The sequence below is a fragment of the Tenacibaculum maritimum NCIMB 2154 genome (assembly GCF_900119795.1).
Lineage (GTDB): Bacteria > Bacteroidota > Bacteroidia > Flavobacteriales > Flavobacteriaceae > Polaribacter > Polaribacter maritimus.
Map to the genome: position 1 here is coordinate 1,481,837 of NZ_LT634361.1, position 15,289 is coordinate 1,497,125.

Here is a 15,289-nt window from a genome sequence, read left to right on the forward strand (position 1 = left end):
ATAAGTCTGCTGAAAATGTTAATAACCTAATCTGTAAAAACCAGTATAGCTGTTAGAGCCTATTGGTAAAGGGGTTAGAGCATCTTTGCATTTTCGTCAAAGCGAAACCCATTTAGTAAACTTTTAGCGTCCATTTTTTTCTTTCCAGATAGTTTGATGTCGTTAATGATTAAATAACCATCTTGTACGGCTACTTTTAGAAATAATTTAGAAAAAACAATGGTGCCTATATCTAGATTATGAGAAGCCTTTTCTTTTGAAACACTATAAATTTTTGCTGAAATTTGATCAGTTCCGTTATGTATGTTTGTCCAGGCAGCAGGATATGGATTTAACCCTCTTATTTTATTGTAGATATCATGTAAAGATAATGACCAATCTATCTTACAGTTATGAGGAAAGAGTTTGTGAGCAGGCTTTTGTTCCTTCTCGGGTTGTTTGGTTGTATAAACCTCTCCTTTTTTTATTAGTTCAACTGTTTCTTTGACCAAATCAGCTCCTAAATACATTAATTTATCGTGTAACTCACCTACAGTTTCAGATTCTTTGATCTCCATTTCTTTTTGAAGAATAATTTCACCTGTATCAATCTTATCATCTATAAAAAATGTAGTTACACCTGTTTTTGTTTCTCCATTAATAATAGCCCAATTAATAGGAGCAGCTCCTCGATATTCAGGTAGTAAAGAAGCATGTAAATTAAAAGTTCCATATTTAGGCATAGCCCATACAGTTTTAGGGAGCATTCTAAAAGCAACAACAATTTGCAAGTTAGCATTCCAGCTTCTTAATGCTTCTTGAAAATCTTCCTCCTTTAAATTTTTAGGTTGTAACATAGGAAGATTTTGGGATATAGCGTATTTTTTTACAGCAGATTGATTAAGTTTTCTACCTCTACCAGCTGGTTTGTCAGGTGCAGTAATAACTCCGACTACATTATATTTATTTTCTACTAAGTGCTGTAATATGGTTACTGCAAAATCGGGAGTTCCCATAAAAACAATGCGAATATCTTTCATTATATATAATATTTATTGTACGAGTTAATAGCTATTTTTTCTTCGGCTAATAAGTATTGCAAATTTATTAAAATATCCTGCTCTTTTGCAGATAATGACGCGCATATTTCTCTTGATGACATTTCTTTATTTTTTTGGATTAGTGAAAGTATCTTATCAGAAATATTTTCAATTTTTTTATTCTTGAGGCAAACATCGCAAAAGCCACATTCATGTAATTTATTTTCTCCGAAATAGCTTAGCAATTGGATGCTTCTACAAATATCATTGTTTGTGATAAAATTAATAACATCATCAACCTTTTGTTTTTTTTGATTAAGGTACGTTTTGACATGCTTAGAAATTCTATTAATGGTAATGTCATCTTCTCTAGGCAGAAGAAAGGTTAATTCGGTATGAGCTGCTGCTCTTACGTAGCTAATGAGATTGTCATCAGCAAGTTTGTTCAGGTATTCTATTGTTTTCCATGAAGTAATGCCTGCCTTTTTAGCGAGGTAAAACTCATCAATTTTAATAGCTTCTTCAAATACTCCCCCGTAGATTCGCAAAAAGGTTTGAATAAATTTACGAAGCGTATTGTTTTTATGAATATATGTTAATACATATTTACTTTTTACAAGAAATTTTACGGTAGATTTTTTTCTGGTATTGTCAGAGCTTTGAAGTACCCCATTGTTATGTAAAATTTGCAAGCTATTAAAAACCTTATTGGAAGAAAAATTATACTTATTGGAGAATTCTAATAGATTTAAATCAAACTGAGAAGCTGTATATTCTCCCTTAACTATTTGAAAATGCTGGTATAACTTTTGGTGTATTTCTTTGAGCTCACTAATATTAGGATATGATTTTATGATTAATTCTTTAAAAATAGCTTGGTCATTTTTATTTTGCAATACTACGGAGAATGCTTTTTTTCCATTTCTACCAGCTCTACCTGCTTCTTGTATATAATTTTCGATAGAAGAAGGAAGGTTTAAGTGAATAACAATACCAACATTAGGTTTATCAATCCCCATACCAAAGGCGTTTGTGGCAACTATAATTGGTTTTTTCTCAGTCATCCAATCTTGGAAGGAAACCTGTTTTTCAATAGCAGACAATCCCCCATGATAAAACGTACTATTAAAACCATGTGCAGTCAAGTAATTGCTAATTTCTTTAGTTTTACTTCTAGTATTCACATATACAATTGCTGGAGATTTCGTTTTTCTAAAAATTTGTTTTAGTTGATAAAGTTTATCTTCTGTTTGATAAACTTGATAAGCTAGGTTTTTTCTAAAAAAAGATTTCCTAAATATTTTGACCGCTTTCATTTCTAATGAGGTCTTAATATCATCAATAACTTTATTGGTGGCCGTAGCTGTTAAAGCAATACAATTTACTGTTGGCTTTAAAGCTCTTAGTATATTGATATTTCTATAAGAAGGGCGGAAATCATGCCCCCACTCTGAAATACAATGAGCCTCGTCAATAGCAATTAAATTGACGTTTAGCTGTCTTATTTTTTCTTGAATAAAGGTAGATTGCAATCTTTCAGGAGATAAGTATAAAAACTTATAGTTTGCAAAACGAATTTTATCAAACAAAATAATCATTTCATCTTGAGTGCTTCCAGAAGGAATTGTTGTCGCTTTGATATCTTTATCTAGTAAACTATTCACTTGATCTTCCATTAAAGCAATGAGAGGAGAAATTACAATACAAATACCTTCTTTAGCTAAGGCTGGTATTTGAAAACATATAGATTTACCCCCTCCAGTTGGCAATAATGCAATTGTATCGTTGCCATTATTAGCCGATTCAATAATTGCTTCTTGGGGGAATCTAAAAGAAGAATGCCCCCAATATTTTTGCAATATTTGAATACTATTTATCATAGATTGTTTTTCAACGAATCTAAAATGTAATTTGTACGTTCTTGTATAGATCCAAAAGGAACCTCTATGATTTTATAGCCAATTTCTTGGTAAGCTTTTCGAAGAAATATATCAATTTTCAATGCCTGTTCAAAAGTTTCGTAGCGCTCATTGTCAGAAGTATATATGGCTTTCCAAGGAGCTAACATAAAAACTTTATTATACAAATGTTGATTGCTTTTTTCAATATAAATAGGAGGGTACTCAGTATTTAAGTAATTCATATAAGCATGAACATCTGGAATTCCCCTATCAAAAAAGATAAATTTTTCCTCGCTTTTATGAGCTTCTAAAAATTGTTCTTCTCTACCTTCTAATAATAATTGGCTAAAAAGAAGCGGTTGTGTTAGAAATAATTGATCAATCCCTTCTTTTTGAGCTTTTAAGGTAACTTCCCTTGATATTTCAGGCATACAATGGTAACCTCTTCGTATCAATTCTTCTAAAACAGAAGATTTACCTGTTCCTGGTCCACCGATAAGTACTATTTTTTGTTGCATTTTGCAAAAATAGAAGTTTCAAGTTAGAAATTTAATAAATAGTGTAATTTTGTGGTTTGCTCATAAAAAAATAAATAATTATCATTCAATGATAATTCTAATTATACTGTTAGATAAAATTAAAAGCATACTATATGTCAGATAAAGAAGCATTTTACAAGAAATTAAAAACTCAGTTAGACGATACAACGAAATTTCCAGCGGATTATATGTACAAGTTTATTGTTCCAACGGATGAAAACCAAGTAGAAGAAGTACAAAGTTTGTTTGATAAGGGAGGTGCAGTGATTAAAACAAAAAAATCGAAGACCGGAAAATATGTAAGTGTATCAATAGTATTGAAATTGAAAAGTTCTGATGAAGTAATTTCATATTATAGACATGCAGAAAAGATAAAAGGGATTATTTCACTATAAAAAAGAATGATATGAGATTTTATTTATTTTTAATAAGCCTTTTTACTATTTCAACAATTTTAGGCCAAGAAGAGGTGTTGTTTACCATCAATGAAACGCCAATCACAATTGCTGAATTTAAGCGTGTTTATGAAAAAAATTTAGATTTAGTACAAGATAGTAAAGCAAAAGATATAGATGGTTATCTAGAATTGTATATCAACTTCAAATTAAAGGTTCAAGAGGCTTATAAATTAAAGCTAGATGAAGCTGAAACGTACAAGAGAGAACTTGAAAGTTATAAAAAACAACTAATGTTGCCATATTTACAAGATCCTCAAAAAATAGCAGAATTAGTGAAAGAAGCTTATTACAGAACAAAGAATGAAGTAAAGGCAAGCCATATTGTATTGAGTTTTCCTAAGGGAATGAAAGAAAAAGATACATTGTCATTATATAGAAAGATAGAAGAAGTACGTAATAGAGTTTTAAAAGGAGAGGCTTTTGAAAAAATAGCTTTAGAAGTATCTGACGATCCCTCTGTGAAAAGAAATTTAGGAAATTTGGGGTACTTTTCAGCTTTTAAGATGGTGTATCCTTTTGAAACAGCTGCATTTAATACGGAGAAAGGAGCGCTATCAAAGCCTTTTAAAACTCGTTTTGGATACCATATTTTAAAGGTGCATGATAAGAAACCGTCGGAAGGAGAAGTTGAAGTAGCGCACATTTTTGTAGAAGATAAAAGTATCGTAGGGAAATCAAAATTAGACAGTGTTTATCAAGAGTTAAAGAGAGGAGAAGCTTTTGATGTGTTGGCAAAGAAATATTCTCAAGACAGAAAATCGGCAGTAAGAGGAGGGCGATTAGCTAAATTTGGTAGAGGAACAATGGTTGAAAAGTTTGAAAGAGTAGCATATGAAATACCAAAGGAAGGAGGGTATAGTGAGCCTTTTAAAACCAAATATGGATGGCATATTATCCAATTAATAAAAAAATATCCAATAGCTTCTTTTGAAGAATTGAAAGGAGATTTAGAAGAAAAAATTAAAAAAGGTAACAGAGGTAAATTGTCAGATAAGTCGCTTTTAAATAAATTAAAAAAGAGTTATAAGATAACAGTTAATAAAGAAGCGCTAGCGCTTTTCGAAAAATCAGATAGAAGAACTTTTCCAAAAGACAGCATGCAAGAGATTTTACTGAGTATCAATGAAAAAAGAATCAGCCAAGAAGATTTCTCATCTTATATAAAGATTAGAAAATATAAAGGAATTTCCGTGTTGTTGAAAGAATTTGTAAACCAAGAAATTTTAAAATATTTTAAAGAAAATTTAGTACATACAGCTCCTGAATATAGAAACACATTAAACGAATATAAAGAGGGATTATTGTTATTTGATTTAATGAAAAGCAAAATATGGGATGCTTCCGCAAAAGATACTCTTGGGTTAAAAAAATACTTTTTAGCTCATAAACCTAAGTATGCTCCTAAGAAATTAAGACAAATTAGAGGAATAGTTATGAGTGATTATCAAAAATACTTAGAAGAGGAATGGGTCAAAGGGTTGAAGCAAAAAAATGTTATTAATGTAAGAAGAAAGCAATTAAAAAAACTTAAAAAAGAGTATAATCAATAAATAGATGAGAAAAATATTTTTTTTATTAACACTACTAACTTTTTTTACCTCTTGTGAATATGTAAATGTAGAAACAAAGGAGCAAGAGAAACAAGAAAAACCGATAGCAGAAGTTTATGATTTTAAACTCTATAAATCTGATATAGAAAGTTTATTTCCTGAAAATATATCAAAGAATGATAGTTTAGTACTGGTCAAAAGTATTATAAATTCGTGGGCAAAGAAGCAATTACTATATCAAAAAGCAGAAGAAAATATAACAGAAGTAAATGATAACGAAATTAAGAATTTAGTGAAGGCTTATCGAGAGAGTCTGTTTATAAATAGTTATAAAGAACGTTTGATAAAACAACAATTAGATACGATTATAGCAGCAGAAGAAGTAGCTACATATTACAATAAAAATAAGGAGAATTTTAAATTGAATGAAGAATTATTTCAACTAGATTATATTTTTTTTGGTAAAAACCTTTTAAATAAAAAAGAAATTATTAAAAAATTTAAGTCAGACAAAGAGGAAGACTTAGAAGATTTAGAAGATCAAGGAATTAATTTTAAATCATATAGATTAAGGGATAGTACTTGGGTAACTTTAAATGATGTTCGACTTAAAATACCTCCATTTCGTTCAGAACCAAAACAGAAACTGTTAAAAATATCAAAATTCATACAAAAAGAAGATAGTTTAGGAGTATATTTGGTCGCTGTAAAAAGTATTTTAAAAAGAAATGATATAGCGCCAATGAGCTATGTAGTTCCTACAATAAAGGAGATGATTTTACATAAAAGGAAATTAGAATTAATAAGAGAGATAGAAAAAACGCTGATAAATGATGCAATTCAAAACAAACATTTTAAGGAATATTAGTCTGTTTACCACCTTGTTGCTAGGAGGTTTAACAATTATAAATGCGCAACAAGAAAAGATAGATGGAGTAGCGGTAGTTGTAGGAAAAAATATTGTATTAGATTCTGATATAGATAAATTTAAACAAGAAATAGCGCTTCGTAGTGAAGGAAAAGTAAAAATATCTGACTGCGATATGTTAGAGCAGTTAATGGAGCAAAAGTTATTGGCACATCATGCTGTAATTGATAGTGTGGTGGTAACAGATGCTGATATTAAAGATCGTGTGAATAGAAGTTTACAATTTTTTACTCAAGAATATGGTACTATTGACAAGGTAGTTGCGGCTTATGGTTTTAATGATGTTGAAGATTTAAAGAAAGAACTATCTAAGGTTCAAAAAGAAAATTTACAAATAGAGAGAGAACAAGCTAAGATCACTGAAAAAATAAATGTAACACCAGAAGAAGTACGTGTATATTTCAACGGATTAAAAGATAAAGATGAATTGCCAGAATTTCCGGCAGAAATTGAACTAGCGCAAATAGTATTACATGCAGAGCCTACTAAAGAAGAAAATGAGCGAGTAATAAATAAACTGAAGCAAATTAAGAAGGATATTGAAGAAAATGGCGCTAGCTTTAAGTTAAAAGCTATTATTAATTCAGATGATCCGGGGGTAGCTCAAAATGGAGGGCAATACACAATAACTAAAGATAGTCCTTTTATAAAAGAGTTTAAAGAAGTTGCTTTTTCTTTAGATAAAAATCAAATATCAGAACCATTTAAATCTTTATTTGGATACCATATTATTCAATTGCATGAAATTAAGGGGAACCAAAGAATAGCATCTCATATTTTAATGCAACCTGAAATTTCTGACGAGAAATTAGCTAAAACTAAAAAAGATATAGAAAAAGTAAGAAAAGATATTTTAGAAGGAAGAATTACGTTTGAAGAAGCGGTTAAAAAATACTCTGAAGATAAAGAAACTAAAAATAGTAGAGGTTTGATTGTAAATCCTTATACGGGAGAATCTACATTTGATTTAACGCGTATGGATCCTGCTTTATATGGTAGGGTAAATGATTTGAAAAAAGGAGAAATTACAGAGCCTTTTTACGACGAAACTCGTGGAGGGGAAAAAATGTATAAAATCATCTTAATGAAAGATCGTACCAATACACATAAAGCAGATTTGGTAGAAGATTATGTTAAGGTACAACAATTGGCTTTACAGAAGAAAAAAGAAGAAACAATAGCCAAATGGTCTAAAGAAAAAATTAATGATACCTATATTAAATTAAATGCAGAATATAAAAAGTGTACCTTTAAAAAAGATTGGAAAAAAGAAGATAAATAAAAAAAGGTATTAATTAATTCATAACAACTTACAAAAGATGTCAGACGTAGCAGCCGTAAATAACCTAGTTGAAAAATACAAAGCGCTAAAAAAAGAAATAGGAAAAGTAATTATAGGTCAAGAAAATGCCGTAAACTTTACATTATTGTCTGTTTTTTGCGGAGGGCATTCTTTATTGATAGGAGTACCTGGTTTGGCAAAAACGTTGTTGGTAAATACCGTTTCTGATGTTTTGGGATTGGATTTTAAAAGAATTCAATTTACACCAGATTTAATGCCTTCAGATATTTTAGGAAGCGAAATACTGGATGAAAAACGTCAGTTTAAGTTTATTAAAGGTCCTATATTTTCAAATATCATTCTTGCTGATGAAATTAATCGTACGCCGCCAAAAACGCAAGCAGCTTTGCTGGAAGCAATGCAAGAACGTTCTGTAACTGTAGCAGGAAATCATTATAAGTTAGAGTTACCTTTTTTCGTTTTAGCAACTCAAAACCCGATAGAACAAGAAGGAACGTATCCGTTACCGGAGGCTCAATTAGACCGATTTATGTTTTCTATTAATTTAGAATATCCAACTTTTGAAGAAGAGGTAGCAGTTGTAAAAAATACAACGTCTATGGCAAATGAAAAGTTGAAAGCATTATTTTCAGGTAGTGAAATTATAGCAATTCAAAATTTAGTGCGTAAGGTTCCTGTGGCTGATAATGTAGTAGAGTATGCTGTAAAATTGGTAGGGAAAACAAGGCCTAATGGAGTAGGAGCTACTGAATTTGTTAAAAATTACATTGATTGGGGAGCTGGCCCTAGAGCTTCTCAAAATTTAGTTTTAGGAGCTAAGGCTCATGCCTTGGTAAATGGGAAATATTCACCTGATATCGAAGACGTGCAAGCAGTTGCTGTTCCTATCCTTTCTCACAGAGTAGTTAAAAATTATAAGGCAGAAGCAGAAGGAATTACGATTAAAGAAATTATAACATCATTATTTTAATAATAGATAAAGCAGACATATATAGAAAAAGCAGAAGGTTAATTAAAGATCTTCTGCTTTTTTTATGTTGATAGGTTTTGTATTAGATTAATTACTCCATTCTAATATTAATTTAAAAGTAATGGCATAATTGGTTTGACCAATAGTATAAATAATTTCAGAAGGTTTTAAATAACGATATTCATTAAAAGAAATATGACCAAAGGCTAAACGCTCAATAGGCTCTTTAGTAACTGTTTTTTGTCCATAAAAATTTAGTTCAAAGTTGTCTGTTCCTCCGTTAGGGTGATGATTTCCTTCTTTATAAACCTTAGCTTCATAAGGAGTGTTTAAATCCGAAGAGATATTATGAAATGTATTGTAGTAAGTTACATCATTGGCATCATTAAAATTTGATTGATATGTGATTTGCATAGCGTTGTTAATAAGCGCTCTTATGGTAAATCTGGCATTTAAAGAAATTAAAGTATTTTCCTCCTACAGAATTATAAGAAAATTGATTCCAAATAGCAGAGGCGACTCCTGTTATTTCAATTGTTTTGATCTTAAGAGTAAAATATTCTTGTTCTTTGATAGTGAAATTTATAGCAATGTTGTATGTTTTACCATTTACTCCATGTATTTTGGCAGTCACATTTTTTTGACCAAAATCATTATAAATATATGCTATTTGGTTTGCTGTATTGCGATCGTTGTTTTCGCTTCCAAAATTTCATTCTACATAAGATATGTTCGAGATCTCTTCATTGGAATTAGAGGTTATTTTATAGGTTGTCTTATCAAATTGAGTCGGAGTACTTGAATACTCAATAAAATATTCGAAGACAGGTTCTATAATTTAATCGCTACTAGAACTAGAACTGCATGATAAAAAAGATAAGCAAATAGCACAAAATACTAGTCTGGTAAAATTTTTCATAATTTTCAGATTTTGATAGCAAATTTAACTTTTTCTCTAAACTATAGGGCTCTTTCTAAAAAAACCTCTTTGTTCAAAACAAAGAGGTTTTTTACATATTAAATATAGCATATCATTACTTAATCAATTCGTAGCTACGTTTGATAAAGTTAGTCAGCTCTTCACCATGTAATAAGTTTTGAGAAAGCTTTGCTAAATCAAAGGCTTGTTTTGTTAAGCGCTTTTGATCTTCTTCGTTAGCGTTTAGTATTTCAGAAACTAAAGGGTGATTGGTGTTAACAACAAGGTTATACATTTCAGGGAAATTGCCCATTCCCATCATTCCTCCACCTCCAGAAGCTTGCATCTCTTTCATTCTTCTCATAAATTCAGGTACAGTAATAATGAAAGGAGAGCTGGCAGAATCCATTGCCTCTAATTGAACAGTGTATGTTTGACTAGGCACTGCACTTTCTATAATAGGTTTTAACGTATCTTTTTCTTCGTCAGATAATTTAGAAATTACAGTATCCTCTTTCTTGATTAGATTATCTATAAAGTCAGCATCTACACGTGTAAATTGTACTTTACTATCTCCTGAAGTTTCTAGTTTTTGCATTAAGTGAGAAACTATTGGAGAATCTAATAGTAAAACTTCATAACCTTTGTCTTTAGCATCTTGGATATAGCTATGTTGAGCATCTTTATTAGCAGCATATAAAATGATATGTTTTCCATCTTTATCTGTTTGTGTATCTTTTGTTTTTTCGATAAGTTCATCGAAAGTATAAAAAGAGTCATCTACAGTTGGATACAAAGCAAACTTTTTGGCTTTATCGAAGAATTTATCTTCCGATAACATTCCATACTCAATAATTACTTTAATATCATTCCATTTTTTTTCAAAATCTTCACGATCTTTTTTAAACAAAGAGCTTAGCTTATCTGCTACCTTTTTAGTGATATATCCAGAAATTTTCTTTACGGCGCCATCTGCTTGTAGGTATGAACGAGAAACGTTTAGAGGAATATCAGGAGAATCAATAACACCTTTTAACATTTGTAAGAAGTCAGGAACGATACCTTCTACATTATCCGTTACAAATACCTGGTTTTGGTACAATTGAATCTTATCCTTTTGCATATCTAAATTTTGAGTCAATTTAGGAAAGAATAAAATACCTGTTAAATTAAATGGGTAATCTACATTTAAGTGAATATGAAATAAAGACTCTTCAAATTGCATAGGATATAATTCTCTATAGAAATTTGTATAATCTTCAGCCTCTAAGTCTGCTGGCTTTTTAGTCCAAGCAGGATTCGTGTTATTGATAATATCATCAACTTCTATTTGCTTATGAGGTTCAGTAGTTTCTTTTCCATCTTCTCCCTTAATTGTTTTAGGAGTGAAATCAGGATCGTTTATCTTCTTTGTTCCAAATTTAATAGGAACCTGGTTAAAGCGATTGTATTTGGTTAATAAACCTTTAATTTTAGAAGCTTCTAAAAATTCGGTAGAATCATCAGCTATATGAAGAATAATTTCAGTACCTCTATCAGATTTATCGTGTGCTGTTAGTGTATATTCAGGAGATCCATCACAGGTCCAATGTGCTGCAGGTTCATCTTTAAAAGATTTAGTGATTAACTCAACCTTATCAGCAACCATAAAAGCAGAATAAAAACCTAATCCAAAATGACCAATAACTCCTGTTTCATTTTTATCATCTTTATATTTTTCTAGAAATTCTTCAGCACCAGAAAAAGCAATTTGATTAATATACTTCTCAACTTCATCAGCAGTCATTCCTATCCCTTGATCCTTTATTGTTAACGTTTTAGCGTCTTTATCAATACGGATTTCAATTTTAGCATCTCCTAATGTTGTTTTGGCTTCACCGATAGAAATTAAGTGTTTTAATTTTGTAGTAGCATCTGTACCATTAGAAATTAATTCACGTAAAAAAATCTCATGATCTGAATATAAAAATTTTTTAATCAGTGGAAATATATTTTCAACAGATACATTGATGTTTCCTTTGCTCATAATTATATATTTTATTTTGATTGTTATTCCGAAAGCAATAAACAGTCAAATAGAATACCAAATCAATAAATATGACAAACTGACAGATAGTAGGTGGAAAAAAACTGAAAAACCTAAATAAGAGAGTTTTGTGTGAACCCTTTAAAATTTGTACTTTTGCGAATTACAAATTTTGGAAATAATAAAAAAATCAACATAAAAAATATGTATAATTCAAAAATTACAGGTTTAGGTTATTACGTTCCTGAAAACGTAGTAACTAATGACGATCTAAAGCAGTGGATGGATACAAGTGATGAATGGATTCAAGAAAGAACTGGTATTAAAGAACGTCGCTGGATTGATCCTAAAACAAGTGATGATACCACTTCTGTAATGGGGGCAAAGGCAGCCAAAATAGCTATAGAAAGAGCAGGATTGACAAAAGATGATATTGATTTTATAATTTTTGCTACGTTAAGCCCTGAATTATATTTTCCTGGGGGAGGAGTACAAATCCAAGATATGCTTGATATGCCAACTATTGGTGCATTGGATATACGTAACCAATGTTCAGGATTTATTTATTCATTATCTGTAGCTGACCAGTTTATAAAAACAGGAATGTATAAAAATATTTTGGTAATTGGTGCAGAAAACCATTCAGGAGGTTTAGACCGTTCCACTCGTGGAAGAGGAGTTACCGTAATTTTTGGAGATGGCGCAGGGGCAGCAGTACTTTCTAGAACGGAAGAGGAAGGAAAAGGGATATTATCATCACATTTACATTCAGAAGGAAAATATGCCGATAAACTAATTTTAGAAGGACCTTCAACAAGTAGATGGGTACCAGAAATATTAGAAGCAAATGATGCAGATGACGTATCTTATTATCCGCACATGGATGGTCAGTTTGTTTTTAAACATGCTATTAGCCGTTTTTCTGAAACGATAATGGAAGGGCTTCAAGCAAATGATTTGAAAAAGGAAGATATTGATATGCTAATTCCTCATCAAGCTAATTTGAGAATTGCTCAGTTTATTCAGAAAAAGTTTCAGTTGCGTGATGACAAAGTATATAATAATATAATGAAGTATGGAAATACAACAGCGGCTTCTGTTATTATTGCTTTGACGGAGGCTTGGGAGTTAGGTAAGATTAAAGATAATGATTTAGTAGTACTAGCTGCTTTTGGTAGTGGGTTTACTTGGGGATCAGTAGTGATTCGTTGGTAATTTATAAAACTGAAAATAATAAAAAAGGCTTTCTATGATACTACTAGAAAGCCTTTTTTATTTATAGTATTCCTCCACGAGTTTCATTTTTAGCTCTTTTTTTGCGATTTCTTTTTTTAGACTTGCCACTGCCAAAGTGGTATGAAAATCCGAAGTAAATGGCATCCTGTTCTAAAATATAGAACCCTTCTTGAGGAAAAGGTGAGTTGGAAGAAAAGGTATAATCTAGAGTATTGAAAATATCGGTGGCTCTAAATGTAATGTTTCCTTTATTATTTAAAACTGCTAACTTGGCAGAAATATTGACCAAATAAAAAGGATCTACTGTAAACTGTATTCCTTCAGATTTACTCTTATACAAACCGATTAGTTGTAATTTTAATCTTTTAGAAATTTTAAAACGATTTACAATAGTACCTTTAAAAACTGTATTTTCAATAGCTATTTTTTGAGTGTTTAATATCCCGAATCTGTCTTGAACATATAGATCGAAGCTAGGTGAGAATGACCACCATTTTGTTGGTTTTAAGGAAAGGTAAGCTTCTAATCCATAGCTATTAGATTGGTTGTAGTTTTGATGAGATATATATTGTATGTCCTTATTAAACTCGTCTAGTATGATGTTCCTACCTATTTGATCTGAAATTTCTCTAAAAAAGCCGTTAAAAGTAAAATATCCTCCTTTAAAATTTCGAGTATAGTTCAGTTCAAAAGAATTTGAATATTGAGGTGCTAATTCTTGATTTCCAACGGAAATAATATAAGGAGATGTAAATTCTTGTATTGGAGTAACTTGTTGTATTCCTGGTCTATCCACTCTTCTACTATATGATAACTGGAAATCATGCTTGTTAGAAGGAGAGTAGTTAAAATAAAAAGAAGGGTAAATATTAAAAATATTATCGGAGTATAATTGCGAATTTATTTGTCGTGTATTTGAAAAATTACCTGTAACATTAAATTGTTCCATTCTAAGACCTGACTGAAAAGAAAATTTATTAAACTTACCGTTATAATTAATGTAAGCAGAGTATATGCTTCTGTCATAGTTAAATTTAGTATTTCCCTTTGGAGTTGAAGGATTTTGAAAAGTAGTAATTTCTTGATCTGTAATTATTTCATTAAAAGTATTGTGTATTCTGGCTTCTAACCCTAGTTCTAATTTTCCTTTTTTGAAAGGTTTTATATAATCAAGATTCATTAACCAAGTATTCCGATCATCTGTAATGTTACTTGTATAATTATACAATTTTGAATCAGGTGAAATGACTTCCTTGTTGATGGCTTTTTCAGGGTTTTTGTTGGTAGAGTAATTTAATTCAACTTCTAAGTGATGCCCGTTTTCATCTAAGTCAAGTTTATAATCTAGGTTATAAGCACTTTCAGACGAGTTATATCTAGAGAGGTTAGGAGTACGCAATTTTAAGACGGTGTTTTCATAAATATAACCATCAGTATAAAAATCCGAATTGCTAAAATATTGAGAGCTATATATTGAAAAAGTGTTTTTTTTGTCAAGATAGATATCTGCGCCAATCTTAAGATTATGATCCGTATATTCATTAAGGTGATCTAACAATTGATGCACTTTTTTGTCTTTTCTATTCAGAATATAATCAGTTTCAGAGCTACCAAAGTCTAGAGCATAGTTTGTATAAAAATTAAAAATTCCAGCTCTGTAATTTAAATTTAAAGCACCATTAGGTCGGGTGTTTTTACTGTGCTCTATTCCAGTGGTAATAGTACCGTTAAATCCGATTTCTATATTTTTCTTTAAAATAATATTAATGATTCCACTCATTCCTTCTGGATTGTATTTAGCAGAAGGGTTTGATATTAACTCTACAGTTTTTATGTTGATGGATGGAATTGATTTTAAAAGCTCAGAGGAATTTAAATTCGAAGGCTTTCCGTTGACAAGAATACGAACATTACTACTTCCTTTAAATGTAACTTCGTTATTAAGATAATCAATACCGATAGAGGGTATCGTTTGGAGCATTTCAAAAGAGTTGGTTCCTGCCGCTGTCAAGTCTTTTCCTATAGCTACTACTTTTTTATCAATTTTTTGAGTTATTGTAGTTGTTTCTGCTCGTATTTCAATTTCATCTAAAGCTGTAGCATTTTCTTCTAAATTAATTGTACCGAGATCAAAATGTGAGTTTTCTTTAGATAGTAAAACATTTTTATAAATAGGGAGGTAGCCAATGAATTGTATTTCTAAGGAAATATTTTTTAAAGGAAGCTTTTTAATGGTAAAGTTTCCTTTTTCATTGGTAATACCTCCATTGATAATATTATTTTTTTCTTTACAAATAATATTGACGTAAGATAGTGGAATTTTAGTTTTAGCGTCTATTATAGAACCGCTGATACTCCCTTGTTGAGAAAATACAGAATAACTGTAGCAAATAAGAATCATAAAGAAAAGCTTCTTCATATTTAGCAAAATTAAATTTAG

13 protein-coding genes are annotated in these 15,289 nt (G+C 30.6%); 6 read left to right on the top strand and 7 right to left on the bottom strand.

What is annotated here, in order from left to right; genetic code table 11:
• Positions 1 to 74: 74 nt before the first annotated feature.
• Genes fmt through MARIT_RS06705 form a run of 3 tightly spaced genes read right to left on the bottom strand, consistent with a single transcriptional unit; the run spans position 75 to position 3,438 of the window.
• Entirely contained in the window at positions 75 to 1,019 is a 945-nt protein-coding gene (gene fmt / locus MARIT_RS06695) for a methionyl-tRNA formyltransferase (protein ID WP_174683264.1), read from the bottom strand.
• Complete coding sequence (locus tag MARIT_RS06700; RefSeq protein ID WP_100211111.1) at positions 1,019 to 2,899, bottom strand: RecQ family ATP-dependent DNA helicase; 1,881 nt, start codon at positions 2,897 to 2,899, stop codon at positions 1,019 to 1,021. The genes fmt and MARIT_RS06700 overlap by 1 nt, the downstream gene beginning before the upstream one ends.
• Positions 2,896 to 3,438, bottom strand: coding sequence for an AAA family ATPase (locus MARIT_RS06705; RefSeq protein WP_024741850.1), 543 nt, complete (start codon positions 3,436 to 3,438; stop codon positions 2,896 to 2,898). Before MARIT_RS06705 ends, MARIT_RS06700 begins: the two co-directional genes overlap by 4 nt.
• Before the next feature lie 134 nt (positions 3,439 to 3,572).
• Here MARIT_RS06705 and MARIT_RS06710 point away from each other — a divergent pair, with 134 nt between their 5' ends.
• Genes MARIT_RS06710 through MARIT_RS06730 form a run of 5 tightly spaced genes read left to right on the top strand, consistent with a single transcriptional unit; the run spans position 3,573 to position 8,668 of the window.
• Positions 3,573 to 3,854 carry a DUF493 family protein gene (locus tag MARIT_RS06710; protein WP_024741851.1) on the top strand — a complete coding sequence of 94 codons (282 nt, stop codon included), beginning with the start codon at positions 3,573 to 3,575 and terminating at the stop codon, positions 3,852 to 3,854.
• Between the two features lie 11 nt (positions 3,855 to 3,865).
• Positions 3,866 to 5,467 carry a peptidylprolyl isomerase gene (locus MARIT_RS06715; RefSeq protein WP_100211112.1) on the top strand — a complete coding sequence of 534 codons (1,602 nt, stop codon included), beginning with the start codon at positions 3,866 to 3,868 and terminating at the stop codon, positions 5,465 to 5,467.
• Between the two features lie 4 nt (positions 5,468 to 5,471).
• Positions 5,472 to 6,335, top strand: coding sequence for a hypothetical protein (locus tag MARIT_RS06720; protein ID WP_024741853.1), 864 nt, complete (start codon positions 5,472 to 5,474; stop codon positions 6,333 to 6,335).
• Positions 6,298 to 7,677 carry a peptidylprolyl isomerase gene (locus tag MARIT_RS06725; RefSeq protein WP_231975203.1) on the top strand — a complete coding sequence of 460 codons (1,380 nt, stop codon included), beginning with the start codon at positions 6,298 to 6,300 and terminating at the stop codon, positions 7,675 to 7,677. Before MARIT_RS06720 ends, MARIT_RS06725 begins: the two co-directional genes overlap by 38 nt.
• 37 nt (positions 7,678 to 7,714) lie before the next feature.
• Positions 7,715 to 8,668, top strand: coding sequence for an AAA family ATPase (locus tag MARIT_RS06730; protein WP_024741855.1), 954 nt, complete (start codon positions 7,715 to 7,717; stop codon positions 8,666 to 8,668).
• An 87-nt stretch (positions 8,669 to 8,755) separates the two neighbouring features.
• Here MARIT_RS06730 and MARIT_RS06735 read toward each other — a convergent pair whose 3' ends face one another.
• From MARIT_RS06735 to htpG, 3 genes are all read right to left on the bottom strand, one after another.
• The gene (locus MARIT_RS06735) at positions 8,756 to 9,082 is read right to left on the bottom strand and encodes a hypothetical protein (RefSeq protein WP_100211113.1); all 327 of its coding nucleotides are present in this window, start codon (positions 9,080 to 9,082) and stop codon (positions 8,756 to 8,758) included.
• 7 nt (positions 9,083 to 9,089) lie between these two features.
• Complete coding sequence (locus MARIT_RS06740) at positions 9,090 to 9,302, bottom strand: hypothetical protein (RefSeq protein ID WP_100211114.1); 213 nt, start codon at positions 9,300 to 9,302, stop codon at positions 9,090 to 9,092.
• Positions 9,303 to 9,702: 400 nt separating this feature from the next.
• Positions 9,703 to 11,613, bottom strand: a complete 1,911-nt coding sequence (gene htpG, locus MARIT_RS06745; RefSeq protein ID WP_024741858.1) for a molecular chaperone HtpG — start codon at positions 11,611 to 11,613, stop codon at positions 9,703 to 9,705.
• Between the two features lie 204 nt (positions 11,614 to 11,817).
• Between htpG and MARIT_RS06750 the strand changes: the two genes are divergently transcribed.
• Positions 11,818 to 12,828 carry a 3-oxoacyl-ACP synthase III family protein gene (locus MARIT_RS06750; RefSeq protein WP_024741859.1) on the top strand — a complete coding sequence of 337 codons (1,011 nt, stop codon included), beginning with the start codon at positions 11,818 to 11,820 and terminating at the stop codon, positions 12,826 to 12,828.
• 61 nt (positions 12,829 to 12,889) lie between these two features.
• Here the strand turns inward: MARIT_RS06750 and MARIT_RS06755 are convergent, their stop codons facing one another.
• Positions 12,890 to 15,268, bottom strand: a complete 2,379-nt coding sequence (locus MARIT_RS06755; RefSeq protein WP_100211115.1) for an outer membrane beta-barrel family protein — start codon at positions 15,266 to 15,268, stop codon at positions 12,890 to 12,892.
• Between the last annotated feature and the right edge of the window lie 21 nt (positions 15,269 to 15,289).

Excerpts from the sequence above, each read along its gene's own strand:
- MARIT_RS06705 (WP_024741850.1), bottom strand. The coding sequence starts at position 3,438 with ATGCAACAAAAAATAGTACTTATCGGTGGACCAGGAACAGGTAAATCT.
- MARIT_RS06700 (WP_100211111.1), bottom strand. The coding sequence starts at position 2,899 with ATGATAAATAGTATTCAAATATTGCAAAAATATTGGGGGCATTCTTCT.
- MARIT_RS06730 (WP_024741855.1), top strand. The coding sequence starts at position 7,715 with ATGTCAGACGTAGCAGCCGTAAATAACCTAGTTGAAAAATACAAAGCG.
- MARIT_RS06755 (WP_100211115.1), bottom strand. The coding sequence starts at position 15,268 with ATGAAGAAGCTTTTCTTTATGATTCTTATTTGCTACAGTTATTCTGTA.
- MARIT_RS06750 (WP_024741859.1), top strand. The coding sequence starts at position 11,818 with ATGTATAATTCAAAAATTACAGGTTTAGGTTATTACGTTCCTGAAAAC.
- htpG (WP_024741858.1), bottom strand. The coding sequence starts at position 11,613 with ATGAGCAAAGGAAACATCAATGTATCTGTTGAAAATATATTTCCACTG.
- MARIT_RS06725 (WP_231975203.1), top strand. The coding sequence starts at position 6,298 with ATGATGCAATTCAAAACAAACATTTTAAGGAATATTAGTCTGTTTACC.
- MARIT_RS06735 (WP_100211113.1), bottom strand. The coding sequence starts at position 9,082 with ATGCAAATCACATATCAATCAAATTTTAATGATGCCAATGATGTAACT.
- fmt (WP_174683264.1), bottom strand. The coding sequence starts at position 1,019 with ATGAAAGATATTCGCATTGTTTTTATGGGAACTCCCGATTTTGCAGTA.
- MARIT_RS06720 (WP_024741853.1), top strand. The coding sequence starts at position 5,472 with ATGAGAAAAATATTTTTTTTATTAACACTACTAACTTTTTTTACCTCT.
- MARIT_RS06710 (WP_024741851.1), top strand. The coding sequence starts at position 3,573 with ATGTCAGATAAAGAAGCATTTTACAAGAAATTAAAAACTCAGTTAGAC.
- MARIT_RS06715 (WP_100211112.1), top strand. The coding sequence starts at position 3,866 with ATGAGATTTTATTTATTTTTAATAAGCCTTTTTACTATTTCAACAATT.